23 protein-coding genes are annotated in these 24,019 nt (G+C 64.1%); 13 read left to right on the top strand and 10 right to left on the bottom strand.

Translation table 11 applies throughout. The annotated features are described in order from the left end of the window. The first annotated feature begins 49 nt into the window (after positions 1 to 49). Both ruvX and KIP88_RS37225 read left to right on the top strand, forming a co-directional pair. Complete coding sequence (gene ruvX, locus KIP88_RS37230) at positions 50 to 532, top strand: Holliday junction resolvase RuvX (protein WP_214493140.1); 483 nt, start codon at positions 50 to 52, stop codon at positions 530 to 532. Beyond that, complete coding sequence (locus KIP88_RS37225; RefSeq protein ID WP_214493133.1) at positions 532 to 1,464, top strand: AEC family transporter; 933 nt, start codon at positions 532 to 534, stop codon at positions 1,462 to 1,464. Before ruvX ends, KIP88_RS37225 begins: the two co-directional genes overlap by 1 nt. On the opposite strand, the gene KIP88_RS37220 is transcribed toward KIP88_RS37225, so the two are convergent. The 5 genes from KIP88_RS37220 to KIP88_RS37200 all read right to left on the bottom strand — a co-directional run bounded on the left by KIP88_RS37220 (position 1,461) and on the right by KIP88_RS37200 (position 7,043). Further along, entirely contained in the window at positions 1,461 to 2,129 is a 669-nt protein-coding gene (locus KIP88_RS37220; RefSeq protein WP_249791308.1) for a CPBP family intramembrane glutamic endopeptidase, read from the bottom strand. The genes KIP88_RS37225 and KIP88_RS37220 overlap by 4 nt on opposite strands. Positions 2,130 to 2,253: 124 nt before the next feature. Further along, positions 2,254 to 3,027 (bottom strand): CPBP family intramembrane glutamic endopeptidase, encoded by a 774-nt coding sequence (locus KIP88_RS37215; protein WP_214493132.1) that lies wholly within the window; start codon positions 3,025 to 3,027, stop codon positions 2,254 to 2,256. Between the two features lie 156 nt (positions 3,028 to 3,183). After that, a complete protein-coding gene (locus KIP88_RS37210) occupies positions 3,184 to 4,827 on the bottom strand; it encodes an acyl-CoA dehydrogenase family protein (protein WP_214493131.1) in 1,644 nt (547 codons plus the stop codon). Positions 4,828 to 4,848: 21 nt separating this feature from the next. Continuing rightward, on the bottom strand, positions 4,849 to 5,595 hold the full coding sequence (locus KIP88_RS37205) for a M15 family metallopeptidase (RefSeq protein WP_214493138.1): 747 nt from the start codon (positions 5,593 to 5,595) through the stop codon (positions 4,849 to 4,851). A gap of 35 nt (positions 5,596 to 5,630) precedes the next feature. Then, entirely contained in the window at positions 5,631 to 7,043 is a 1,413-nt protein-coding gene (locus KIP88_RS37200; protein ID WP_214493130.1) for a caspase family protein, read from the bottom strand. A 139-nt stretch (positions 7,044 to 7,182) separates the two neighbouring features. On the opposite strand from KIP88_RS37200, the gene KIP88_RS37195 reads away from it, so the two are divergent. From KIP88_RS37195 to plsY, 3 genes are read left to right on the top strand one after another with little or no spacing between them, the layout of a single operon-like run. Then, complete coding sequence (locus tag KIP88_RS37195) at positions 7,183 to 8,136, top strand: aspartate carbamoyltransferase catalytic subunit (protein ID WP_214493129.1); 954 nt, start codon at positions 7,183 to 7,185, stop codon at positions 8,134 to 8,136. Between the two features lie 3 nt (positions 8,137 to 8,139). Next, positions 8,140 to 9,441 (top strand): dihydroorotase, encoded by a 1,302-nt coding sequence (locus tag KIP88_RS37190; protein ID WP_214493128.1) that lies wholly within the window; start codon positions 8,140 to 8,142, stop codon positions 9,439 to 9,441. A gap of 35 nt (positions 9,442 to 9,476) precedes the next feature. Next, positions 9,477 to 10,067 (top strand): glycerol-3-phosphate 1-O-acyltransferase PlsY, encoded by a 591-nt coding sequence (gene plsY, locus KIP88_RS37185; RefSeq protein WP_214493127.1) that lies wholly within the window; start codon positions 9,477 to 9,479, stop codon positions 10,065 to 10,067. A gap of 82 nt (positions 10,068 to 10,149) precedes the next feature. Here the strand turns inward: plsY and KIP88_RS37180 are convergent, their stop codons facing one another. Then, positions 10,150 to 11,388 carry an amidase gene (locus KIP88_RS37180; RefSeq protein ID WP_214493126.1) on the bottom strand — a complete coding sequence of 413 codons (1,239 nt, stop codon included), beginning with the start codon at positions 11,386 to 11,388 and terminating at the stop codon, positions 10,150 to 10,152. A 119-nt stretch (positions 11,389 to 11,507) separates the two neighbouring features. Between KIP88_RS37180 and dprA the strand changes: the two genes are divergently transcribed. Beyond that, a complete protein-coding gene (gene dprA, locus KIP88_RS37175) occupies positions 11,508 to 12,632 on the top strand; it encodes a DNA-processing protein DprA (RefSeq protein WP_214493125.1) in 1,125 nt (374 codons plus the stop codon). A 114-nt stretch (positions 12,633 to 12,746) separates the two neighbouring features. Here dprA and KIP88_RS37170 read toward each other — a convergent pair whose 3' ends face one another. Further along, the gene (locus tag KIP88_RS37170) at positions 12,747 to 13,148 is read right to left on the bottom strand and encodes a helix-turn-helix domain-containing protein (protein ID WP_214493124.1); all 402 of its coding nucleotides are present in this window, start codon (positions 13,146 to 13,148) and stop codon (positions 12,747 to 12,749) included. Between the two features lie 100 nt (positions 13,149 to 13,248). Between KIP88_RS37170 and KIP88_RS37165 the strand changes: the two genes are divergently transcribed. Continuing rightward, on the top strand, positions 13,249 to 13,857 hold the full coding sequence (locus KIP88_RS37165; RefSeq protein ID WP_214493123.1) for an FMN-dependent NADH-azoreductase: 609 nt from the start codon (positions 13,249 to 13,251) through the stop codon (positions 13,855 to 13,857). Between the two features lie 65 nt (positions 13,858 to 13,922). Here KIP88_RS37165 and KIP88_RS37160 read toward each other — a convergent pair whose 3' ends face one another. Beyond that, complete coding sequence (locus KIP88_RS37160) at positions 13,923 to 14,063, bottom strand: hypothetical protein (RefSeq protein WP_214493122.1); 141 nt, start codon at positions 14,061 to 14,063, stop codon at positions 13,923 to 13,925. Positions 14,064 to 14,209: 146 nt separating this feature from the next. Then, the gene (locus KIP88_RS37155; RefSeq protein ID WP_214493121.1) at positions 14,210 to 14,983 is read right to left on the bottom strand and encodes an SDR family oxidoreductase; all 774 of its coding nucleotides are present in this window, start codon (positions 14,981 to 14,983) and stop codon (positions 14,210 to 14,212) included. Between the two features lie 188 nt (positions 14,984 to 15,171). On the opposite strand from KIP88_RS37155, the gene KIP88_RS37150 reads away from it, so the two are divergent. Further along, on the top strand, positions 15,172 to 15,648 hold the full coding sequence (locus KIP88_RS37150; protein WP_214493120.1) for a helix-turn-helix domain-containing protein: 477 nt from the start codon (positions 15,172 to 15,174) through the stop codon (positions 15,646 to 15,648). 14 nt (positions 15,649 to 15,662) lie between these two features. Here KIP88_RS37150 and KIP88_RS37145 read toward each other — a convergent pair whose 3' ends face one another. Beyond that, positions 15,663 to 15,917 (bottom strand): hypothetical protein, encoded by a 255-nt coding sequence (locus tag KIP88_RS37145; RefSeq protein ID WP_214493119.1) that lies wholly within the window; start codon positions 15,915 to 15,917, stop codon positions 15,663 to 15,665. A 230-nt stretch (positions 15,918 to 16,147) separates the two neighbouring features. On the opposite strand from KIP88_RS37145, the gene topA reads away from it, so the two are divergent. The 5 genes from topA to KIP88_RS37120 all read left to right on the top strand — a co-directional run bounded on the left by topA (position 16,148) and on the right by KIP88_RS37120 (position 24,001). Continuing rightward, positions 16,148 to 18,910, top strand: coding sequence for a type I DNA topoisomerase (gene topA, locus KIP88_RS37140; RefSeq protein WP_214493118.1), 2,763 nt, complete (start codon positions 16,148 to 16,150; stop codon positions 18,908 to 18,910). Continuing rightward, positions 18,911 to 21,253: a ribonuclease R gene (rnr, locus tag KIP88_RS37135; protein ID WP_214493117.1), complete on the top strand. Its 2,343-nt coding sequence runs from the start codon at positions 18,911 to 18,913 to the stop codon at positions 21,251 to 21,253. After that, entirely contained in the window at positions 21,241 to 21,675 is a 435-nt protein-coding gene (locus KIP88_RS37130; protein WP_214493116.1) for a DUF983 domain-containing protein, read from the top strand. Before rnr ends, KIP88_RS37130 begins: the two co-directional genes overlap by 13 nt. A 38-nt stretch (positions 21,676 to 21,713) precedes the next feature. Beyond that, positions 21,714 to 22,451: an NUDIX hydrolase gene (locus tag KIP88_RS37125; RefSeq protein WP_214493115.1), complete on the top strand. Its 738-nt coding sequence runs from the start codon at positions 21,714 to 21,716 to the stop codon at positions 22,449 to 22,451. A gap of 224 nt (positions 22,452 to 22,675) precedes the next feature. Next, positions 22,676 to 24,001 (top strand): LLM class flavin-dependent oxidoreductase, encoded by a 1,326-nt coding sequence (locus tag KIP88_RS37120; RefSeq protein ID WP_214493114.1) that lies wholly within the window; start codon positions 22,676 to 22,678, stop codon positions 23,999 to 24,001. Positions 24,002 to 24,019: the final 18 nt, after the last annotated feature.

Here is a 24,019-nt window from a genome sequence, read left to right as displayed (position 1 = left end):
ACGCCGCGATCGGCTTTGCGCCCGCGCTGGGCCGGTGTTATGCGGGGTCATGCCCGCCCCCATCCTTCCCCTGATCGAAGCCGTCACGCATTGGCCCGAACGCGGCGCCCTGATCGGCCTCGATCTCGGCACCAAGACCATCGGCGTCGCCGTTTCCGACCCCGACCGCCGGCTGGCGACCGGCGTCGAAACACTCCACCGCAAGGCCTTCAAGGCCGATGCGGCGCGGCTGCTGGCGATATCGGGCGAACGCAACGCCGTCGGCTTCGTGCTCGGCCTGCCCATCAATATGGACGGCAGCGAGGGTCCGCGCGCGCAATCGACCCGCGCCTTTGCTCGCAATTTCTCCAACCTCACGGGACTCGCCATCGCGCTGTGGGACGAGCGGCTCTCGACGGCCGCCGTCGAGCGCGAATTGATCGGCATGGACGTTTCCCGCGCCCGCCGCGCCGAGGTGATCGACGAACATGCCGCGATTTTCATTCTGCAGGGTGCGCTGGACCGGCTGAAGACCCTTCGCGGGGATCGCTGATGGCGGTGGTGATCTCGGCGCTGCTGCCGGTGTTTCTGCTGATCGTGCTCGGCTTCATCCTCAAGCGCAGCCTGATGCGGCTGGACACGCAATGGCACGGGCTGGAGCGGCTGACCTATTACGTCCTGTTCCCGACGCTGCTGATCCAGACGCTGGTGAAGGCCGATCTGTCCAGCGTTCCGGTGGCCGGAGTCGGCGGCGCGCTGATGCTCTCGGCGCTGGCGATGTCGCTCTTGTGCCTGGCGCTGCGGCCCGTCTTCTCCCGCTGGAACATCGATGGCCCGGCCTTCACCTCGATCTTTCAGGGCGCAACGCGCTGGCAGACTTATGTCGCGCTCGCCGTCTCCAGCAATCTCTTTGGCCACACCGGGCTGGCGCTGGCCTCCGTCGCCATGGTCGCCATCATCCCACTTGTGAATGTGTTCAGCGTGTCGGTGCTGGCCCACTACGCTGCGCCGGAAAAGCAGTCGCTCCGCGCGATCGTGATGACAGTGCTGACGAATCCTCTGATCTGGGCCTGCGCGATCGGGCTTGCGGTGAATGTCACGCATCTGCCGCTGCCACAGGTCTGGCACGACGTCGCCGAGGCACTCGGCCGCTCCTCCCTTGGCATCGGCCTGCTCGTCACCGGTGCGGGCCTACAGCTTGCAGGTATGTTCCGCCCGAGCCTGGCCGCTTCGATCGCGGTGTTACTCAAGCTGATCCTGATGCCGGTTCTTGGCGTCGCGCTGGCGCTGTGGTTCGGCATATCGGGCTCAAGCCTGGTGATCGTGGCCGTCTGCTCGGCCGTGCCCACCTCGTCCTCCGCCTATGTGCTGGCGCGGCAAATGGGCGGCGACGCGCCGCTATTGGCGCAGATCATTACGCTGCAGACGATCCTGGCGGCGGTCACGATGCCGATCGTGATCGCGCTGGTGACGGCGACCCCCTAGGCGAATCGCATTGTTAGAAAGAGAAAGAAGTTCATGCCCGAGTGAACGATCACCGCGAGCCAGGTTGAATTACTACGCCAGCGAAAGTGGCCAAGGGCGATACCTGACACAAAGATCCAACAACGCCCCCACCAATCATATTGGGCGTGGATTGCCGCCCAAATTGCCGCGGTCAGCACGATGGTAGCGATCGGACCGAGAAAAGACTCAGACCAACCGCGAAACATGAAGCCCCGGAAAGTAAACTCTTCCATGATTGGCGCTGCGACACAGGTTGCAACAAACAAGATTAGCAACTCGCCGATACCACTGAACGGAAGATGGAGACTCGCCGAAGGCGCCGTGGGAGACCTGAAGACGATCTCACCCAACCAGAGAATGATCGTGATCATCAAGGCCGCCATAACCTCGTCGCGAGTGGGCCAGTTCAAGGCAAGGTATTCAGAAAACTCGCGTCGCGCCATTCCGACGGCGATCCAGAGCACGACGATCGTCGATGCACAGCCCAATATCGATGCAGCACTATCCCACCCCCTCGGCATTACTTGAAGCTGGGCAGGAGAAGGGACCGCGCCATCGTGTGTGGCCGCCAGCACAACAAGAGTGAGCCAACCTGTCAGACTGAAGACAGCGTAAGCGACCAGGGCGACAAACGTGGTTTCCATGAAGTCCCACGTTTTGGGCGCTCGTGCCGCTACCGAGACCGGCCGTTTTCTATCATTTGAATCCAGCATCACTCTGGTGACAACCTCACGGCGCGAATGGAGTGAACTTCTACCCCATCGGCAATCAGCCGGCCAGCCAGAAGGTCTGAATGGTCGCGGCCAGATTGTTGATGCCGTGCAGGACGATGGTCAGCCAGGTCGAGTTGGTGCGATAACGCAGATATCCCAGCAACAGGCCGATCGAGAACACCTCGCCGAAGAAGAACCAGTCGTACTGCAGATGCAGCGAGGTCCAGGCCAGCGACGACAGGAAGATGGCGCCGGCGACGCCGAGCTTTGATTCCGACCAGCCACGGTAGAGGAATCCGCGCGAGAATATCTCTTCCCACATCGGCGCGGCGACACAGAACGCGATTACCAGAAGCCACAGCGCGCCGTCCGCCTGCGCGGATTTCAGCACGTCGCCCATGAAGCCCGGCGTCACCTCGCGCCCGAGCGCGCGGGACAGCAGGTCCCAGCAGCCGACGAGGACGGCCAGCGCGGCGACGCCCATGAAGAAATTGCGCCATGAGGTCCAGCGCAGCGCCAGATAATCGGCAAAGGACATGCGCGTCAGACGGATCGCGACCCACGTCGCCAGCAGCACGGCGGGCAATCCCAGGATGACCGAGAGCGAGATGGTCAGACCGGAGCCGACGACACGGATCGCTTCGGCGACATCGAACGATCCGCCCTGCCGCAGCACAAAGTAGACGATGACCGCGACCTGGCCGAGGAACATCGCAGCGAAGATGAACAGGCCCCACAGCGTGGTGCCCCAGAATTTCCAGACGCGTGGCGGCTGGTCAGGAATCGCGGGTGGGACTGCAACAGCATTTGCGGGAGTAACGGAATCCATCAGATCGCTTTCTCGTTGTCGTAATGCCCGGGCTTGTCCTGGCCATCCACGTCCTTTGTGCCGAGCGGGACCAGAAGGCGTGGATGGCCGGGACATAGGCGAGCGGAAGCGACGTCCTCCTTCGGACGGCTATGGCCATGACGGCTGGCGTGGTTTTCAGGGCAGTGCACGTTCGAGTAGCCCGCGGATGTCTTCGCTCGCCAGATCGACCGCGCCGTACATGCTGGCGTGATTCCCGGCAAGGCGCGTGGCGGCGAATGACTGCGCATGTCGCGGCGACACGGCATTGAGCGCGGCAGAAGCCGCCAGCAGCGCCAGCTTCTCGACCGCCAGCCGCGCCACACGTTCGCTGTCCGGCCGGCGGAACGCCTTGCCGAGGAAGGTGATGGCCTCACCCGCGCCCGGCAATCCGAGCGTCTCGCCGGTCAGTTCATGCACGATGCTGGACACCACTTCCGGCTCCCGCGACAGCGCACGGAGGACGTCGAGGCACATCACATTGCCGGAGCCTTCCCAGATCGCATTGACCGGCGACTCCCGGTAATGCCGCGCCAGAATGCCCTCCTCCACGTAACCATTGCCGCCGAGGCACTCCATCGCCTCATAGAGAAAGCCGGGCGCGCTCTTGCAGACCCAGTATTTGATGGCGGGCGTCAACAGCCGCATATAGGCGGCTTCCTTGGCGTCAGCGGGCGCGCGGTCGAACGACCGGCACAGCCGCATCACCAGCGCGACCGAAGCCTCGACATGCAGCGCCATGTCCGACAGCACCGCCTGCATCAGCGGCTGATCGGCGAGATGTTTCTGGAACACGCTGCGATGCCGTGCGTGATGCAGCGCGTGCGCAAGGTCCGATCGCATCAGGCCGGCGGAAGCAATCGCACAATCCTGCCGTGTCAACTGCACCATCTGGATGATGGTGCGGATGCCCTTGCCCTCGGCGCCGACGCGCTCGGCATAGGCGCCGTGAAACTCCACCTCGGAGGATGCATTGGAGCGGTTGCCGAGCTTGTCCTTCAGCCGCTGGAACCTGATCGCGTTGATCGAGCCATCAGGCGCAAAGCGCGGCATCAGGAAGCAGCTCAGCCCCTCCTCGGCCTGCGCCAGCACCAAAAAGGCGTCGCACATCGGCGCCGACATGAACCATTTGTGCCCGGTGATGCGGTAGTCGTCCCCTTCGCGTTCCGCGCGCGTCATGTTGGAGCGCACGTCGGTGCCGCCCTGCTTCTCGGTCATGCCCATGCCGAGCGTCATGCCGCGCTTGGTCCACCAGGGCGCGAAGGCCGGATCGTAGGATCGCGTGCCGAGCACCGGCATCACCCTGGCCAGCAGGTCGGGCTGTTCCGCCAGTGCGGCGACGGAGGCCCGCGTCATGGTGATCGGGCAGAGATGCCCGGTCTCGACCTGCGAGGCCATGTAGAATTTCGCCGCCCGTATCACTTCGGACGCGCCGCCGGCCGGCTTGCCTGCCGCGTCCCAGGTCGAATTGTGCACGCCGGCATGCGCACTGTGCGCCATCAGCTCATGATAGGCCGGGTGAAACTCGACCTCGTCGCGGCGATTGCCGCGCGAATCGAAGGTGCGCAGTTTCGGCGTGTTCTCGTTGGCAGCGCGGCCGCGTTCCGCCATCGCCGCGGAGCCCCAATGCCTGCCGAATTCAGACAGCTCGCTTTGTGCCGAAGCCCCGCCATTGGCGGCGACCGCCTCGACCAGCGGCCGGTCGACCGCATAGAGATCGATATCTTCGAACGGCGGTGACTGGTTGAAGACCTCGTGGGTCAAAAATGTTGCCTGGCTCATGGCTGATCCTGGAACCGTGAATCACTTCCGCGGTGTGATCGGGAAATCATAGGCCTGCCCGCCCACTCCCGGCAGCGAAAAGTGCCACCACTCCTTCGAATAGTTTACAAATCCTCGCCTCGCCATCACCATTACCAGCCTCTCCCGCCAGCGGCGCTGGGCTGCGGTGATGGATTTTGCTGATGTGTGCGACTTGACGTCGGAACAATCATAGCCGGTGCCCATGTCGACGCTGCCGTCCGGTGCGCGCAGGTCCACGTTGGCGATGCAGTTGCCGTAATCTTTGCTGGGATCGAAGGTGGCCGAGTTGTCGGCTTTCAAATCGACCAGGGTGAGATCGAGCGCGGCGCCGGTGGAATGACCGGAGCGTTCGGCGATGTAGCCGAGGCGAAACAGATCGGCCTTGCTGAAAGCCGGATTGTAGCGTTTCTGCGCCGGCGTTTCCTTGCCGTCGCGCGACCAGGCCACCATGTCGGCAGCCGCGCGCGTCGGCCGGTAGCAGTCGAACATCTTCAGCGACAGGTTCTGCAGCGCAAGCTCTTCCTGAACGCTCTTCAGCAGCGCGCCGACCTCGCGCTTCACCACGCATTCGGCGGCCTCATATCCCCTGAGCGGACGGCCGACAAAATTGTTCGAACCGGCGTAACGGATGTCCTGGATGATGGTCGGATCGACGTCGCGCAGATAGACGAAGTTGGCCGGCATTTTTTGCGCCTGCGCAGCGGCGCTCACCAGGCAACTTGCCGCGCAGATCGCAGCCAGGGCCATCCGCCCAAAGGTCCGCTCGCCCGGCTTTGCGCGGATCACTGCGCCGGCTCCGAATTGACCACCAGCTTCGTAATTGCGGTGTCCGTGTATTTGTTACCGGCCCAGACATCGTCGATGATGAACTTGACCCAGTAGGCCTTGACCGGCTTGGGCAGCGTTAGGGATTCCGACCCGCTTCGATCCTGCAGCGTTAGCGTCTGGGTCTCGCCTTGCGAGAACACCGCCCGCAAATGCCGGACGCGGTTGTTCTTTCCGAAGATATCGTTGCTCTTCTGGTAGCCGTTGCGCACGACGATCGAACGCACGGTGCGCAACCCTTCGAATTCGACCGTAATCCACTCTCCCACGCCATTGCCTTGTTGGCCCTCCACCCATGCGCTGCTGGCTGGCCCCTTGAAAAGGTTTTCCGGGCCGTAGGAATTGCCGAACTGCGACTTCAGCACCGAACTGACGCAATAGGTCTCGTAGCCGTTGCGCACGCAGCTTTCGCCCGGCACGCCCGGCCGCGACGGGCGCACAGCGCGCGCAGGTTCGGGGGCGACATTGGCGAGCTTGGTGGCCGGCTGCTCAACGCGGCCAGCGCCCGGCTGTCCCGCCAGATAGATGCGACCACCGAGGGTTTGATCGTAATAGGCCGGCGTCTGCTCGTGCGGCGCGGGCTGACCGCGGTCATCGGTCGCTTTCAGCGCCAGTTCGGCGACGCGTTCGCGCACCTCGACGGCGAGATCGCCAAGATGCAGCTCCGGCCGCTTCAGTTGCTCGGCGAATATTCGCGTGAACACCGAATTGTGAGCAGCATCGTTGCCGCCGAGTCTATCGAGCGCGGTTTGGCCGATGCCGGCGGAATACAGCGTGAAGATGCCACGCGCAGGCTTGGCATCGGCCAGCCCCCTCGTGTTGCCGATCGATCGGCCGGCCGCGCGCGGGAACGGATTGTCGCGGCAGGCATCGATCACCAGGAGCGCGACGCGAACCGAGCGCGCCTGCAACTCCGCAATCAGATCGGGCTCGGCCAGCGATGCGCCGCGCACGCGCGCTTCGGCGCCTTCGGTCACGGCCGGCACATCGCTCGGGATCAGGTAATTGACGCCCGCAATCGCCACGCCGTGTCCGGCAAAGAACAGCGCCGCGGTGTCGCCCGGCTGCAGCCGCGCGATGAACTCGGCAAGCTTGTCGATCATCGCCTGGCGGCCAAGATTGGTGCCGACGATGACCTCGAAACCGAGCGACCTCAGCGTTCCCGCGATCGTGGTGGCGTCGTTGGCGGCCTTCTTGAGCTGCCGGTCGGCGGGCAGATTGGGATAGAGGTCGTTGCCGATGGCGAGGGCTATGCGCTTCTCGGCGACGGCTGGCGTGGCCGCGAGGCATGCAATAGCCGCCAGCAGCGCCCATGACGCGATCCGGACAGATTGAATGAAATGCCGCACGTTTTGCCCAGCCTGATGCACCGTGCGCCATCCTAGCTGAATCGCCCGCCAGGGCCTACCGCCCGGCCGTTTACCCTGCCGCCGAAGCGCTAGTGGATAAGTCCGGACGCCGGATTTGACGCTTGCCCCGCGTGGCATCTCTCCCTATAGCAAGGCTTTAATGACCCCTGCATCGAAATCGACCTTCGTCCTCGGGCACCGGCATCTGCTGGGAATCGAGGGGCTTTCCGCTGCCGATATTACCGGCCTGCTCGACCTTTCCGAGGAATATGTCGAGCTCAACCGCCAGGTGGACAAAAAGCGCACTAGCTTGCGCGGTCGCACCCAGGTGAACCTGTTTTTCGAGGCCTCGACCCGAACCCAATCCTCGTTCGAGCTGGCGGGAAAACGGTTAGGGGCCGACGTCATGAACATGTCGGTGTCCTCATCCTCGATCCGCAAGGGCGAGACGCTGATGGATACGGCGGTGACGCTCAACGCCATGCACCCGGATATCCTGGTGGTGCGGCACCACGCCTCCGGCGCGGTGGAACTTTTGGCGCGCAAGGTTGACGGTTCCGTGATTAATGCCGGGGACGGTGCCCACGAGCATCCGACCCAGGCGCTGCTGGACGCGCTGACCATCCGCCGCAATAAAGGCCGGCTGGAAGGCCTCGTGATCGCGATCTGCGGCGACGTGATGCATTCCCGCGTGGCGCGCTCCAATATCCTCTTGCTCAACACCATGGGCGCCCGCGTCCGCGTCGTCGCCCCCTCCACGCTGTTGCCGCGCGGCATCGAGCGGATGGGCGTCGAAGTCGCGCGCGACATGCGCGAGGGCCTCAATGGCGCCGACATCGTGATGATGCTGCGGCTGCAGCGCGAGCGCATGAACGGCTCCTTCGTGCCGTCGAGCCAAGAGTATTTCCATTATTTCGGTCTCGACCAGAAGAAACTGGCTTACGCCAAACCGGACGCGCTGGTGATGCATCCGGGACCGATGAATCGCGGTGTCGAGATCGACTCGATCGTGGCGGATGGCGCGCAATCGCTGATCCGTGAACAGGTGGAAATGGGAGTGGCGGTGCGGATGGCGGTGCTCGAAGCGCTCGCCCGCAACCTGCCGAACGCTTAAATCATGCTGACTGACCGACGCCCGATCCTGCTCGCGAATGCCCGCGTCGTCGATCCCTCCAGGGATTTCGACGGCCCCGGCGACGTCCTGATTGCCGACGGCACCATCCGCGACTCCAAGCGCGGCATCGGCGCCGCCGGCGTCCCCGAAGGCACCGACATCATCAATTGCGCCGGCAAGATCGTCGCCCCCGGCCTGATCGACATGCGCGCCTTTGTCGGCGAGCCCGGCGCCAGCCACCGCGAGACGTTTGCCTCTGCCAGCCAGGCGGCGGCCGCCGGTGGCATCACCACCATCATCTGCCAGCCGGACACCTCGCCCGTCATCGACAATTCGGCGACGGTCGACTTCGTGCTGCGCCGCGCGCGCGACACCGCGATCGTCAATATCCACCCGATGGCCGCGCTGACAAAAGGCCTCGGCGGCCAGGAGATGACCGAGATCGGGCTATTGAAGGCCGCCGGCGCGGTCGCCTTCACCGATGGCGACAGGAGCGTCACCAATGCGCAGGTGATGCGCCGGGCGCTGACCTATGCCCGCGATTTCGACGCGCTGATCGTGCACCACACCGAGGATCCTGACCTCGTCGGCGAAGGCGTGATGAACGAGGGCGAGTTCGCCGCACGACTTGGGCTTGCCGGCATTCCGAATGCCGCTGAAGCCGTGATGCTGGAGCGCGACATGCGCCTCGTGGCCCTGACCGGCGGGCGCTATCACGCAGCCTCGCTGTCCTCGATCGAGTCGCTCGAAATCCTCAAGCGCGCGCGTGACGCCGGCCTCTATGTCAGCGCGTCGGTGTCGATCAACCACGTCACGCTGAACGAAAACGACATCGGCCCCTACCGCACCTTCCTGAAACTGTCACCGCCGCTGCGCACCGAGGAGGACCGCCTCGCGCTGGTTGCGGCCGTCGCCTCCGGCCTCGTCGACGTCGTGATGTCCGACCACAACCCGCAGGACGTCGAGGTCAAGCGGCTGCCGTTCGCCGAGGCCGCTGCCGGCGCAGTCGGGCTGCAGACCATGCTGCCGGCGGCGCTGCGGCTGATCCACAATGGCGAGATGGATTTCAAGACGCTGATCCGGGCGATGTCGACCCGCCCTGCGGAGCTGCTCGGCCTCCCCGGCGGTTCGCTGCGTGCGGGTTCCCCGGCCGATGTCGTCGTGATCGATCCCGATACGCCCTGGGTGCTCGATCCCGCCGATCTCAAATCGCAATGCAAAAATACGCCGTTCGATGAAGCCCGCTTCTCGGGGCGCGTGGTGCGTACTATCGTGGGCGGACGAACGGTCTATGAACATGTCTGATTCGTCCAAAACGGGCCGCGGTGGGAGCTACCGCCATGTCTGACGCATTACTCATCGTCGCCTTCCTGCTCGGCTATCTGCTGGGCTCGATCCCGTTCGGGATGGTGCTGACCAAGCTTGGCGGCACGCAGGATTTGCGTTCGATCGGAAGCGGCAATATCGGCGCCACCAACGTGCTACGCACCGGCCGCAAGGGCCTAGCCGCGGCGACGCTGATCGGCGACATGCTAAAGGGCACGATCGCGGTCATCATCGCCGGCTATTACGGCGGCGCCAATGCGGCGATGCTGGCCGCGCTCGGCGCCTTCCTCGGCCACCTCTTCCCGGTCTGGCTCAAATTCAACGGCGGCAAAGGCGTCGCAACCTATATCGGCGTGCTGATCGGCCTGTTCTGGCCGGCAGCCCTGATGTTCTGCCTGATCTGGCTCGCCACCGCCGTCACCACGCGCTACTCGTCGCTCTCGGCATTGGTCGCCGCATTCGTCACGCCGCTGTTCCTGTGGTGGTTCGGCCACCCGGCGCTGGCCTCGCTGTTCGTCGTGCTGACATTGCTGCTGTTCTGGAAGCACAGCGAAAACATCAAGCGGCTGCAGTCCGGGACCGAAGGGCGCATCGGGGCGAAGTAGGTGTATTGCGTAGGGCGGATTAGCGCAGCGTAATCCGCCGGTTGGCCATATAATTTGGCGGATTACGCTGCGCTAATCCGCCCTACGATTTAAGCGCCTCCTCAACAAACCGCGCGGCCGCCAGCGCCTCGGCATCAGCGCCATATCGCGCAATCACCTGCACACCGACTGGCAAACCGCCTTCCGCGATGAGTGCGGGAACATTGATGCAAGGCACGCCCATCAGCGTCCATAGCCGGTTGTAACGGGCGTCGCCGGTCGAACCCAAACCCTCTGGCGCCGCGCCGGGCGCTGACAAGGTCAGCAGCACGTCCACCTCTTCGAACACTTTTGCCAGCGCATGCCGCGCGCGGCTCGCAACGCCCATTGCCGCGTCATAGTCGGCCGGTGTCAGGCCCCTGCTGTCGTCCAGCCGCGCGCGCAGCAGCGGCGCCATCGCGTCGTAATTTTCGCGGTACTCCCAGGCGAGCGCCTGATGCGCCTCGAATTCCTGGATCACCGGATGCGCGCGCCACGCCTCCGCAATGATCTCAGGCAGATCAAGCGTCCGCACCGAGGCTCCGGCGCGTTCGGCAGTCTTGGTCGCGATCCGCAGCGCCTCCCCGCCTGACGCTTCCGGGCTACCTGCGAAATCCTGCGTCACGACGCCGATGCGCGGGGTCGGAATGCTGGGCGGCAGCAGCAATTCGGGCCGGCCGGTCATCGCGGCAAGCCCATGCGCCACGTCGTTCACGCCGGCCGCGAACAGGCCGACCGTATCGAGCGTCCACGAATAGCATTTGACGCCGACCGTCGGCAGCAAGCGGTACGACGGCTTGATCGCGGCGACGCCGCAGAACGAGGCCGGGCGGATCACCGAACCGCCGGTCTGCGTTCCCAGCGCGAGCGGGATCATGCCGGCCGCCACCGCTCCCGCCGAACCCGATGACGATCCGCCGGGCGTGTGACCATGATTGTGCGGATTGAGCGTCGGCGTCGGATCCACGGAGGCGAATGCCGTCGTCGTGGTCTTGCCGATAATGCTTGCTCCCGCCTGCTTCAGCATCATCACCACGGCCGCATCACCGCGCGGCCGAAATCCCCGGTAGATCGGTGAGCCCATTTCGGTCGGGAAATCCGTCGTATCCATGATGTCCTTGATGCCGACCGCAATGCCGCGCAGCGGCCCGGCGCTTTGCGCGCGAGGACTTTCATCCCGGCAAACGAAGGCACCGATGGACTTTTCATGCGCACGGGTTGCTTCGAGCGACTGCGCGATTGCAGCGTCTGCGGAAAGGTCGCCGGCATCGATGCGGCGTTGAAGTTCGGCGAGCGAAATCATGAAGGCCTTCCTGTGGTGACGAAGCAGGTTACGGAGGGCCTTGGCATGGAGCAAGCGTAACACCTACCACAATCAAACAGGTTGATCACAATCTCAGGTTGGGCAATGCTGCCCACCGCATGCATGACCGGACACCCCCTACACCCCACATCACCGACACCGACCGGATCGACCGGCTGCGGCTGATCCGCAGCGACAATGTCGGTCCGCGCACCTTTAACTCGCTCATCGCCCATTTCGGCGATGCGCGCACGGCGCTGGAGCGGCTACCCGATCTGGCGCGGCGTGGCGGCGCGGCGCGTTCAGGGCACATCTGCAGCGAGGAGGAAGCGCAGGCTGAGATCGCTGCGGCGAAAAGGATCGGCGTCTCGCTGGTTGCACCTGGCGAAGCCGCCTATCCGCCGCGGCTGGCGACGCTCGACGATGCGCCGCCTTTGCTCAGCGTGCGTGTGCGCGCTGCGCCCGACGTCCTGATCCGGCCGATGATCGCGATCGTCGGCTCGCGCAACGCCTCCGGCGCCGGACTGAAATTCGCCGGCCAACTGGCGCGCGATCTCGGCGAGGCCGGCTTCGTCGTCATCTCGGGCCTGGCCCGCGGCATCGATCAGGCGGCGCATCGCGCGACGATCGAAAGCGGCACGGTAGCGGTGCTGGCCGGCGGCCACGACCGGATCTATCCCGCGGAGCATGAGGCGCTGCTCGCCGCCCTGCTCGATCAAGGCGGCGCGATTTCCGAAATGCCGCTCGGCCATGTGCCGCGCGCCCACGATTTTCCACGGCGCAATCGCCTGATCTCCGGTGCGTCGCTCGGCGTCGTCGTGATCGAGGCAGCCCACCGCTCGGGCTCGCTGATCACGGCGCGGATGGCGGCTGAACAGGGCCGCGAGGTGTTTGCGGTGCCGGGCTCGCCGCTCGATCCGCGCGCCGCCGGCACCAATGATCTGATCAAGCAGGGCGCGGCGCTGGTCACTGAAGCCGGCGACGTCATCAACGCCATTCAGCCGATCCTGGAGCGGCCGGTCGTGCTCGAGGCGCGTGAAGGCGATGACGAGCCGCTCGACTTCGACATCGATCCGGGCGTACGCAAACGCATTGTCGCGCTGCTCGGGCCGAGCCCGGTCAGCCTCGACGATCTGATCCGGATGTCGGGCCTCTCGCCCACCATCGTCCGCACGGTACTGCTCGAACTCGAACTGGCCGGCCGGCTGGAGCGCCATGGCGGCGGCCTGGTGTCGCTGCTCTAGAATCCCGTTTCGATAGAATCGAAACGGGACTCTAGATTCTTTGACGCGTTTTCTTAACGCGAACCGGTTCCCACCCCGGATCAAGTCCGGGGCAGTCTTTCGCTTGAAAACGCTCTAACCCTTCTCGTTGCGCGCGTCGAAATTCGTCCGCGCGCCCTCGATCTCCGGCAGGTGCGCGAACGCCCATTGACCGAGCGCCTGCACCGGCTGCGCCAGCCCGCGGCCGAGATCGGTGAGTTCATAATCGACCCGCGGCGGGATGGTCGGAAAGATCGTGCGCGTCACCAGCCCGTCGCGCTCCAACCCGCGCAAGGTGAGCGTCAGCATCCGCTGCGAGATGCCGCCGATCTTGCGCTTGAGCTCGTTGAAGCGCATCGGCCCGTCGATCAGCATCATGATCACCAACACGCTCCATTTGTCGCCGACGCGAGCCAGCACGGAAGCCACCGCACGGCAACTGCCCTCGGCATGCGGGCCCGGAGGCATGGCAGGCACTTTTTTGTGCTCGGGTCTCATGGATGTGCTCGGGTGTAAAAAATGTGCGTTCTTGCGGGGTTTTGCCACGGTCACTCATATAGCGCCAGTTACAAACCTATACCAAAGGGTGACATCAACCATGAAACTTCTGCACATCGACTCCAGCGTTCTCGGCCCCCACTCCGTCAGCCGCCAGGTTTCCGCCGCCATCGTCGAACGGCTGCGCCAATCCACTCCCGGCCTCGAAGTCAGCTATCGCGACCTCACGCTGACGCCCCTGGCGCATCTCACCGGTTCACACCTCGCTGCTGGCCAGGGGGCCACCCCGGAAGCTTCGCTGCGCGAGGATATCGCCGCCGGTCTGGCCGTGCTGGAAGAGTTTCTGGCCGCCGACGTCATCGTGCTCGGAGCTCCCATGTACAACTTCACGATTCCGAGCCAACTCAAGGCCTGGATCGACCGCATCCTGGTCGCGGGCAAGACGTTCAAATACTCAGCGCAGGGCGTCGAAGGTCTGGCCGGCAACAAGCGCGTCATCGTCGCGATCTCGCGCGGCGGCTTTTATGGCCCGGGCACGCCGGCCGCGGTCGGCGAGCATCTGGAAACCTATTTGCGCTGGGTGTTCGGCTTCATTGGTATCAAGAGCCCGGAATTCATTTCCGCTGACGGCATCCAGGTCGGTCCCGAGCATCGTGAAAAAGCCGTGGCCGGCGCGCTGAAGGCAGCGAGCGACCTGAACGCCGCCTGAGTTGAGGCGACAGCGGCTGCCGTCGCCCGGCGGCAGCCGCTTGCGTCCGATCGCGAAAAGCCAGTTCAGAAAATGCCGTTCATGCGGCAGAGAACGATAACGAGGGAAATCAAAAGACCGACGCCGGAGAACAGCGCAATTGAAACGAACTGAGCGGTGTCCGAATCCTGCAAGGCGGGTGAGGAGACGTCGACCTTTTTCGGCATGACTGCTCTCCAGTTCTCTTTGGTCAAAAAACTCCCATCCTTCGAATGTCCGGCAATGACGACCGACGTTCAATGCGCCCTTCCGGCTCAGCGCCAATCCGCCGCAGGGCGGCGGGCTGGCCGGATGTCAATTACGGAAGTCCGCGTCACCCCCGATAGATCGGCGCGCCGCTCGGAGAGGCGGTGGCGCCGCCGTCGACGAACAGTTCCTGGCCCTGCACATGCGCGGAATCGTCCGAGGCGAGGAACAGTACCGTCTTCGAGATATGATCGGGCTCGCCGATGCGGCCGAGCGGTGTCGAGAGCGCGATCCGCTTTTCAAAGGCCTTTTCGGCCTCAGGCGTGGCGATCGCCGCGCCCCAGATCGGGGTACGGATCGCGCCGGGCGCCACGACATTGACGCGGATGCCGCGCGGCGACAATTCGGAGGCCATGATCCGCGCCATTGCCCTCACGCCGGCCTTGGCCGCGCCATAGGCCGAATAGCCGGGGATGCCGAGCACGGAGATGACAGAGCCGTTGAGAATGATCGAGGCGTTGTCGTTGAGATGCGGCAGCGCGGATTGCACGGTGAAGAACACGCCCGTGAGGTTGGTGCTGATGACCTTCTCGAACGCCTCGACGGTCGAGCCGCCAAGCGGCGTGCCTCCCGCGATTCCGGCATTGGCGAACAAGATGTCGTACTTGCCGAACTTTTCGGCCCCCTTCCCGATCGCGGCGTCGGTGGCAGCGACATCTGTCGCGTCGGCCACCACCGCGAACGCGTTCGGACCCAGTTCCTTGGCGGCGGCGTCGAGCGTCGCCTGATTTCGCCCTGTTATGACGACCCTGGCGCCCTCGGCCACGAATACTCTTGCGGTCGCAAGACCGATCCCGCTGTTGCCTCCCGTGATCAGTGCCGTCTTGTTCGCGAGCCTCATGGCCGTCTCCGATGGTTGCATTATTAAACTAGATTGCCTAGCTAGAGCATCTGGTTTAATATTGCAACTACACAAGACGGTGATCGCCGCAAAAGCGTTTTCAAGCAAAAGCCTGCCCCGACTTGATCCGGGGCGGAGACCGGTTCGCGTGAAGAAACGCGTCAAATAAGGATTCGACGGAGCCCGCCATGGTGAAACGAACCAGCTTTGAGCACGACGATTGCCCGATCGCGCGCTCGCTGGATGCGATCGGCGACTGGTGGTCGATGCTGATCATTCGCGAGGCTTTGTTCGGCATCAGCCGCTTCGGCGAATTCCAGAAGAGACTCGGGCTCGCCAAGAACATTCTCACGATGCGACTGCGCGCGCTGGTCGATCAGGGCATCCTGAAGACCGCGCCGGCCTCGGACGGCAGTGCGTATCAGGAATATCTGCTGACGCCGAAAGGCCGCGGCGTATTCCCGATCCTGGTCGCCTTGCGGCAATGGAGCGAGGAGTTCGACGAGCGCCCGGAAGAAATCGCCACCATTCTCATCGACAAGGAAAAGGGTAAGCCGGTCCGCAAGCTCGAACTCTATTCGCAGGACGGGCGGCTATTGCGTGCGGGCGATACCGCGCTGAAGCCGCGGCCAGCGGGGAAGCAAGGCAGGCGCGTTACGGCGTAGCGAAGCCGCGCGACTCACGACAGCTTGTGCTTGCTCCTTGTGCGCAGCCGTTCTTCCGCCTCGAGCTGCGCCATGCCGAGCAAATGGCTGAGCACCTCGAGCCGATGGCGCTCCGCCAGCTTGACCAATTCGGCAACGGTCTCCGCGATAAAGGCAACGGCCTCGTCAGGGCCGCCCTCCTCGCCTCGTTCAGCGGTACGTTCATCGGTTGGCGAGTTCCGACGTTTGCCCGAAGCTTTCCGCTTCCGGCCGCCTCCAGCTTTGCTCAAAAAAATGGCACCTAACGACACAAAGTATTGCCCAGAAATAACCCCTTTGGTAACGCAACTCTAGGCAGCATTTCGTACCTTTGTGGATATAAAGTCGAAGCCAAAGGTTCCCTGCTCCCTTACTGCGGATTTGACAGGGGCCGCCTCACCACCCATGTTCGGGTCCAATCGGTAGGCCGCGAGTCTCGCGGAACCCACCTTTATCTTTTCCCGTAAGCCATTGGAATGACATGAATATCGTCATCGTGGAGTCGCCGGCGAAAGCCAAGACTATCAACAAGTATTTGGGCGCCTCCTACGAGGTTCTGGCCTCGTTCGGTCATGTCCGCGACCTCCCCGCCAAGAATGGTTCCGTCGATCCGGACGCGAATTTTCAGATGATCTGGGAGGTCGACCCCAAGGCGGCCGGCCGACTCAACGACATCGCCAAGGCGCTGAAGGGCGCCGACCGCCTGATTCTCGCAACCGACCCTGATCGGGAGGGCGAAGCGATCTCCTGGCACGTGCTGGAGGTGATGAAAGAGAAGCGCGCACTGAAGGATCAGAAGATCGAGCGCGTGGTGTTCAACGCCATCACCAAGCAGGCCGTGACCGACGCGATGAAAGCGCCGCGGCAGATCGATGGCGCGCTGGTCGACGCCTATATGGCGCGCCGCGCGCTGGACTATCTGGTCGGCTTCACGCTCTCGCCGGTGTTGTGGCGCAAACTGCCGGGCGCGCGCTCGGCCGGCCGCGTGCAGTCGGTCGCGCTGCGGCTGGTCTGCGACCGCGAACTCGAGATCGAAAAATTCGTTCCCCGCGAATACTGGTCACTGGTCGCGACGCTGACGACGCCGCGCGGCGACACGTTCGAGGCGCGCCTCGTCGGCGCCGACGGCAAGAAGATCCAGCGTCTCGACATCGGCTCCGGCGCGGAAGCCGAAGACCTCAAGAAGGCCATCGAGGCCGCGAACTTCACGGTTACGACCGTGGAAGCAAAACCTGCGCGCCGCAATCCGCAGGCCCCCTTCACCACCTCGACGCTGCAGCAGGAAGCCAGCCGCAAGCTCGGCTTTGCGCCCGCGCACACCATGCGGATCGCGCAGCGGCTCTATGAGGGTATCGACATCGGCGGCGAGACCACCGGCCTCATCACCTATATGCGGACCGACGGCGTGCAGATCGACGGCTCCGCGATCACGCAGGCCCGCAAGGTGATCGGCGAGGATTACGGCAGCGCCTATGTGCCTGACGCGCCGCGCCAGTACCAGACCAAGGCCAAGAACGCGCAGGAGGCGCACGAAGCGATCCGCCCGACCGATCTGTCGCGCCGGCCCACCGAGATGCGCCGCCGCCTCGATACCGATCAGGCCAAGCTCTATGAACTGATCTGGATCCGCACCATCGCGAGCCAGATGGAATCGGCCGAACTCGAACGCACCACCGTAGACATTGCGGCGAAGGCCGGCTCCCGCGTGCTGGATCTGCGCGCCTCGGGCCAGGTCATCAAGTTCGACGGTTTCCTTGCACTCTATCAGGAAGGCAAGGACGACGACGCCGACGATGAGGATTCGCGCCGCCTGCCCGCCATGAGCGCAGGCGAAGCGCTGAAGCGGCAGGATCTTGCTGTCACGCAACACTTCACCGAACCGCCGCCGCGCTTCTCGGAAGCGTCGCTGGTCAAGCGGATGGAAGAACTCGGCATCGGCCGTCCCTCGACCTACGCCTCGATCCTGCAGGTCCTGAAAGACCGGGGCTACGTCAAGCTCGAGAAGAAGCGGCTGCATGGCGAGGACAAGGGCCGCGTCGTGGTCGCTTTCCTGGAGAACTTCTTCGCGCGCTATGTCGAATATGACTTCACCGCCGCGCTGGAAGAGCAGCTCGACCGCATCTCCAATAACGAGATTTCCTGGCAGCAGGTGCTGAAGGATTTCTGGGTTGGTTTTGCCGGCGCGGTCAGCGACATCAAGGATCTGCGCGTCTCCGAGGTGCTGGATGCGCTCGACGACATGCTGGGGCCACACATCTATCCGCCCCGCGCCGACGGTGGCGACGTCAGGCAGTGCCCGACCTGCGGCACCGGCAAGCTCAATTTGAAGGCCGGAAAGTTCGGCGCTTTCGTTGGCTGCTCGAACTATCCGGAATGCCGCTACACCCGCCCGCTGGCCGCCGACAGCGAGGCCAGCGCCGACCGCGTCCTCGGCAAGGACCCGGAAACCGATCTCGACGTGACGGTGAAGGCCGGACGCTTCGGTCCCTACATCCAGCTCGGCGAGCAGAAGGATTATGCCGAGGGCGAAAAGCCCCGGCGCGCCGGCATCCCGAAGAACATGTCGCCGGGCGACATGGAGCTCGAACTCGCATTGAAACTGCTGTCGCTGCCACGCGAAATCGGAAAACATCCGGAGACCGGCGAGCCGATCACCGCCGGCATCGGGCGCTTCGGCCCGTTCGTGCGCCACGAAAAGACCTATGCAAGTCTCGAGGCCGGCGATGAAGTGTTCGATATCGGCCTAAATCGCGCGGTGACGCTGATCGCGGAGAAGATCGCAAAAGGCCCGAGCGGTCGCCGCTTCGGCGCCGATCCCGGCAAGCCGCTCGGCGAGCATCCGAGCCTTGGCGGCGTCGCAGTCAAGAATGGCCGCTATGGCGCCTACGTCACGGCCGGCGGCGTCAACGCCACGATCCAGAGCGACAAGACGCCGGACACCATTACGCTCGCCGAAGCCATTGCGCTGATCGACGAGCGTGCCGCCAAGGGCGGCGGCAAGCCGAAGCGCGGCGCGAAGAAAAAGGCCGCGCCGAAGAAGGCCGACGCCAAGAAAGCCGCTGATCCCGACGCACCAAAACCGGCCAAGAAGGCGGCCGCGAAGAAAGCCGCCGCGAAGCCAAAGTCGGAAGCCGTCAGCAAGGCGCGCGCGCCGGTCGCATCCGCGGCCAAGACATCGGCGGCGAAGCCCGCCACAGCACCCAAAACGCCTGCGAAGAAGAGCGCGGGCAAGGCCCGGGGATAAGTGAAGAGAAAACACGACAATGGTTTTCCAAGCCGGGACGCCATCGTCGCCTTTATCCGTGCGAATCCAGGCAAGATCGGCACGCGGGAAATCGCCCGCGAGTTCGGCCTGAAGAATGCCGACCGCGTCGAACTGAAGCGCATCCTGCGCGAACTCGCCGACGACGGCGCGATCGCCAAGCGCGGGCGGAAGATCCACGAGCCCGCCACCCTGCCCCCGACCGTCGTCGCCGACATCACCGGCCGCGATACCGACGGTGAATTGCTCGCCACTCCCACCGAATGGGACACCGAGGAAAGCGGCCCCGCGCCAAAGATCCGCATTCACGTGCCGCGACGGCCGCAACCGGGAACGGCTGCCGGCGTCGGCGACCGCGCGCTGATGCGCATCGAGAAGCTGGATGAGGGTGACGGCGCGCTGTATCGCGGCCGCGTCATCAAGGTGATCGACCACGCCCGCATGCGCCTGCTCGGCATCTTCCGGCCAGCTCCGGGCGGCGGCGGCAGGCTCGTCCCCGTCGACAAGAAGCAGGCCGGCCGTGAACTGAACATCGCGCCATCGGATACCGGCGGCGCCGAGGACGGCGACCTCGTCAGCGTCGATCTCGTGCGCGCGCGCGGCTATGGCCTCGCCTCCGGCAAGGTGAAGGAGCGGCTGGGCTCGCTTTCGAGCGAAAAGGCGATCAGCCTGATCGCGATCCACGCCCACGAAATCCCGCAAGCGTTCTCACCGAGCGCGGTGCACGAGGCCGAGGATGCCCAGCCTGCGAGTTTGAAAGGCCGCGAGGACTGGCGCGATTTGCCGCTCGTCACCATCGATCCGCCCGACGCCAAGGATCATGACGACGCGGTGCACGCCGCGCCCGATCCTGATCCGAACAACAGAGGCGGCTACATCGTCCATGTCGCCATCGCCGACGTCGCCTTCTATGTGCGGCCGGGCTCGGCGCTCGATCGTGACGCGCTGACGCGCGGCAACTCGGTGTATTTCCCCGACCGCGTCGTGCCGATGCTGCCCGAGCGCATCTCCAACGATCTCTGTTCGCTGGTGCCGGGCGCGCCGCGCGGCGCGCTCGCGGTGCGGATGGTGATCGGCCCCGACGGCCGCAAGCGTTCGCACAGCTTTCACCGCGTGCTGATGCGCTCGGCCGCCAAGCTGCATTACGCGCAGGCGCAGGCCGCGATCGACGGACGGCCCGATGATACCACCGGCCCGCTGCTGGAACCGATCCTGAAGCCGCTCTACGCGGCCTATGCGCTGGTAAAACTCGCGCGAGACGAGCGCGATCCGCTGGATCTCGATCTGCCCGAACGAAAGATCCTGCTGAAGGCCGACGGGTCAGTCGACCGCGTCATCGTGCCGGAGCGGCTCGACGCGCACCGCTTGATCGAGGAGTTCATGATCCTCGCCAACGTCGCCGCCGCCGAAATGCTTGAAAAGAAGGCGTTGCCGCTTATCTATCGGGTGCATGACGAACCGTCCCAGGAGAAGGTTCATAACCTCCAGGAATTCCTGAAAACGCTCGATCTGCCGTTTGCAAAAACCGGTGCGTTGCGCCCTGCGCTGTTTAATCGCGTGCTGGGCCAGGTCCGCGGCGAGGATTACGAACCGCTGGTCAACGAGGTGGTGCTGCGCTCGCAGGCGCAGGCGGAATACTCGGCGGAGAATTATGGCCATTTCGGCCTCAACCTTCGCCGCTACGCGCATTTCACTTCGCCGATCAGGCGATACGCCGACCTGATCGTGCATCGCGCGCTGATCCGCGCACTCGGCCTCGGCGAAGGCGCGTTGCCGGAAACCGAGACGCTGGAGACGCTCAGCGAAGTCGCGGCGCAGATTTCGGTGACCGAGCGCCGCGCGATGAAAGCGGAACGCGAGACGGCGGACCGGCTGATCGCGCATTTCCTCGCCGACCGCATCGGCGCGACGTTTCAGGGCCGTATTTCCGGCGTCACCCGCGCCGGGCTGTTTGTGAAGTTATCGGATACCGGCGCCGACGGGCTGATCCCGATCCGCACACTCGGCACGGAGTACTACAATTACGACGAGGCACGCCATGCGCTCGTCGGCTCACGCAGCGGTGCCATGCACCGGCTGGGTGACGTTGTCGACGTGCGTCTGGTAGAAGCAGCGCCAGTGGCCGGCGCGTTGCGGTTCGAGCTGTTGTCGGAAGGCCAGGTCATTCCGCGCAGCAGAAAACGCGACGGTTCGAAAGCACAGGCAAAGCCATCGAAATCGCATCCGGGCCGCAGCCCGCGCGACAAGGTTCGCAAGCCCCACAAGGGCAAGTCGGGCAAAGCGAAGCCCGGCAAATCGAAGAAAGGCAAGTCATGGAAACGGTAAGTCCCACGACATGGACCCGGGATACTGGACACGCCGAGAAGCGCGACCTCTGGACCGCGATGAAGCGCGGTTTCCGTTGCCGCTGCCCGCGCTGCGGCGAAGGCAAGATGTTTCGCGCCTTCCTGAAGACTGCCAATAATTGCTCGGCATGCGGGCTCGATTTCTCGCCGCACCGCGCCGACGATCTGCCAGCCTATCTCGTAATCGTCATCGTCGGCCACATCGTGGTACCGGCGGCGCTATGGATCGAAACCAACTACTCACCCGCGGTGTGGCTGCAACTGGCGATCTATTTGCCGATCACTTTCATTTCGTCGTTGCTGCTGTTGCAGCCGGTCAAGGGCGCGGTGGTCGGCTTCCAATGGGCCTTGCGCATGCATGGCTTTGACGAAAATGCTCCTGGCGACATTCCGCCGGTCTAGCTAAACCGAAAAGAACAAGAGCATCAAACGGGGATGGAATGAGCGAAGTCGCGACTGCCGTACAAGAAGGAAAAGAAGCCGATCACCATCCTTACTTTCGTCCGAAGGATGCCGCGACGCTGATCCTGATCGACCGCTCCGGCGACAAGCCGAAGGTGCTGGTCGGCAAACGCCACGACAAGGTGGTGTTCATGCCGGGCAAATATGTTTTCCCGGGCGGCCGCGTCGATAAAGCCGACAACCGCATTCCCGTTGCCGCTCCTATTTCGGCGGAGCTTGAGGCGAACCTGCTCAAGGGCAGCCCGAAGATCGCGCCTTCCCGGGCGCGCGCTCTCGCGGTCGCCGCGATCCGCGAAGCCTGTGAGGAAACTGGCCTGTGCCTCGGCCGCAAGGTCGACAAGCCGGTGAAGCTCGAAGGCGCCTGGACGCCGTTCGCGGATGCAGGCCTGCTGCCCGATCCGTCCAGCCTGTTCCTGATCGCGCGCGCGATCACCCCGCCCGGCCGCGTCCGTCGCTTCGACACGCGCTTCTTCACGGCTGATGCCTCCAGCATCGCCCACCGCGTCGAAGGCGTGATCCACGCCGATGCCGAACTGGTCGATCTGGTATGGGTCGAGATCGGCTCGCAACCGCTCGCCGACGCGCATGCCATGACCAAGAACGTGCTCGCCGAACTCGACCGTCGCCTCGCTACTGGCCCGCTGCACCATGATGCACCGGTGCCGTTCTTTCATTTCTACGGCGGCAAGATGCAAAAGGACGTGCTGGGGGCGTAAGGCTCCCCTCTCTCCCCGTCATTGCGAGCGTAGCGAAGCAATCCATCTCGACGCCTGGCGCGCTATGGATTGCTTCGCTACGCTCGCAATGACGGTATCGATGTCACGGCAAATATCCTCCTCCAGTCCCTTAAATTGCAAAATCCTTCTCGACGCTGCCCATTGGCGCTGCCCTAATCGCCTCCCTATCTCTTCCCCAACAATAACAGCTACGGAACGGGGCAATGGCACAGCGGCAACTCAAGCTCGGCGCGTTCATGCGGCCGGTCTCCATCCACACCGGCGCATGGCGCTATCCGGGCGCCTGGCCCGATGCCAATTTCAACTTCCCGCGCATCAAGCAACTGATCCAGAAGCTCGAAGCCGGCAAGTTCGACGCCTTCTTCATGGCCGACCATCTGGCCGTGCTGAACATGCCGGTCAATGCGCTCAAGCGCAGCCACACCGTGACCTCGTTCGAGCCGTTCACGCTGTTGTCGGCGCTGGCCGGCGCCACCGAACATATCGGCCTGATCGCCACGGGATCGACGACGTTCGATGAGCCCTATCACGTCGCCCGGCGTTTTGCTTCGCTGGACCACATCTCGGGCGGGCGCGCGGGCTGGAATATCGTCACCACCTCCAATCCGGATGCCGCGCTCAATTTCGGGCTCGACGATCACATGGAGCACGCCGAGCGCTACAAGCGGGCGCGCGAATTCTACGACGTGGTCACCGGTCTCTGGGACTCCTTTGCCGACGACGCCTTCGTGCGCGACGTCGAGGCGGGGCTTTATTTCGATCCCGCAAAGATGCACGTGCTCAATCACAAGGGCAAATATCTGTCCGTGCGCGGGCCGCTCAACATCGCCCGCCCCGTCCAGGGCTGGCCGCTGATCGTGCAGGCCGGCGCCTCCGAAGACGGCAAGCAGCTCGCGGCCGAGACGGCGGAAGCCGTGTTCACCGGCGGCGGCCCCCTCGCCGACGGGCAGAAGCTTTACGCCGACATCAAGGGCCGCATGGAGAAGATCGGCCGCAACCCCGAGCATCTAAAGATCCTGCCCGGCGCCTTCGTTGTGGTCGGCGACAGCGTCGAGGAGGCAAAAGAGAAGCGAGCAAAACTTGACAGCATGGTGCATTACGACAGCGCCATCGCCTCACTCTCGGTGCAGCTCGGCACCGACGCCTCCGGCTTCGATCCCGACGGGCAGTTGCCGCCGATCCCCGAAACCAACGCCAGCAAGAGCGGCCGCCAGCGGCTGGTGGATGTTGCCGCGCGCGACAAGCTCACGGTACGCCAGCTCGCCCAACGCGTCGGCGGCTATGGCGGGCTATCGTTCGTTGGCACGCCGCAAACCATCGCCGACCAGATGGAGGAATGGCTGATGAGCCTCGGCAGTGACGGCTTCAACATCATGTTCCCGTTCCTTCCCGCAGGGCTCGACGATTTCGTCGACAAGGTGGTGCCGGAACTGCAGAAGCGAGGGATTTTCCGGAAAGAGTATGAGGGCCGGACGCTGCGGGAGAATCTGGGGCTGCCGAGGCCGAAAAACCGGTTCTTTGAGGGTTAAGGCACGAACTTTCGACTT

The sequence above is a fragment of the Bradyrhizobium sp. SRL28 genome (genome assembly GCF_018596315.1).
GTDB lineage: Bacteria > Pseudomonadota > Alphaproteobacteria > Rhizobiales > Xanthobacteraceae > Bradyrhizobium.
Note: the sequence above shows the minus strand (reverse complement) of the source record. Positions and strands in the feature narration are given on the sequence as shown.

Excerpts from the sequence above, each read along its gene's own strand:
- ruvX (WP_214493140.1), top strand. The coding sequence starts at position 50 with ATGCCCGCCCCCATCCTTCCCCTGATCGAAGCCGTCACGCATTGGCCC.
- KIP88_RS37225 (WP_214493133.1), top strand. The coding sequence starts at position 532 with ATGGCGGTGGTGATCTCGGCGCTGCTGCCGGTGTTTCTGCTGATCGTG.
- KIP88_RS37220 (WP_249791308.1), bottom strand. The coding sequence starts at position 2,129 with ATGGAAACCACGTTTGTCGCCCTGGTCGCTTACGCTGTCTTCAGTCTG.
- KIP88_RS37215 (WP_214493132.1), bottom strand. The coding sequence starts at position 3,027 with ATGGATTCCGTTACTCCCGCAAATGCTGTTGCAGTCCCACCCGCGATT.
- KIP88_RS37210 (WP_214493131.1), bottom strand. The coding sequence starts at position 4,827 with ATGAGCCAGGCAACATTTTTGACCCACGAGGTCTTCAACCAGTCACCG.
- KIP88_RS37205 (WP_214493138.1), bottom strand. The coding sequence starts at position 5,595 with ATGGCCCTGGCTGCGATCTGCGCGGCAAGTTGCCTGGTGAGCGCCGCT.
- KIP88_RS37195 (WP_214493129.1), top strand. The coding sequence starts at position 7,183 with ATGACCCCTGCATCGAAATCGACCTTCGTCCTCGGGCACCGGCATCTG.
- KIP88_RS37190 (WP_214493128.1), top strand. The coding sequence starts at position 8,140 with ATGCTGACTGACCGACGCCCGATCCTGCTCGCGAATGCCCGCGTCGTC.
- plsY (WP_214493127.1), top strand. The coding sequence starts at position 9,477 with ATGTCTGACGCATTACTCATCGTCGCCTTCCTGCTCGGCTATCTGCTG.
- KIP88_RS37180 (WP_214493126.1), bottom strand. The coding sequence starts at position 11,388 with ATGATTTCGCTCGCCGAACTTCAACGCCGCATCGATGCCGGCGACCTT.
- dprA (WP_214493125.1), top strand. The coding sequence starts at position 11,508 with ATGCATGACCGGACACCCCCTACACCCCACATCACCGACACCGACCGG.
- KIP88_RS37170 (WP_214493124.1), bottom strand. The coding sequence starts at position 13,148 with ATGAGACCCGAGCACAAAAAAGTGCCTGCCATGCCTCCGGGCCCGCAT.
- KIP88_RS37165 (WP_214493123.1), top strand. The coding sequence starts at position 13,249 with ATGAAACTTCTGCACATCGACTCCAGCGTTCTCGGCCCCCACTCCGTC.
- KIP88_RS37160 (WP_214493122.1), bottom strand. The coding sequence starts at position 14,063 with ATGCCGAAAAAGGTCGACGTCTCCTCACCCGCCTTGCAGGATTCGGAC.
- KIP88_RS37155 (WP_214493121.1), bottom strand. The coding sequence starts at position 14,983 with ATGAGGCTCGCGAACAAGACGGCACTGATCACGGGAGGCAACAGCGGG.
- KIP88_RS37150 (WP_214493120.1), top strand. The coding sequence starts at position 15,172 with ATGGTGAAACGAACCAGCTTTGAGCACGACGATTGCCCGATCGCGCGC.
- topA (WP_214493118.1), top strand. The coding sequence starts at position 16,148 with ATGAATATCGTCATCGTGGAGTCGCCGGCGAAAGCCAAGACTATCAAC.
- KIP88_RS37130 (WP_214493116.1), top strand. The coding sequence starts at position 21,241 with ATGGAAACGGTAAGTCCCACGACATGGACCCGGGATACTGGACACGCC.
- KIP88_RS37125 (WP_214493115.1), top strand. The coding sequence starts at position 21,714 with ATGAGCGAAGTCGCGACTGCCGTACAAGAAGGAAAAGAAGCCGATCAC.
- KIP88_RS37120 (WP_214493114.1), top strand. The coding sequence starts at position 22,676 with ATGGCACAGCGGCAACTCAAGCTCGGCGCGTTCATGCGGCCGGTCTCC.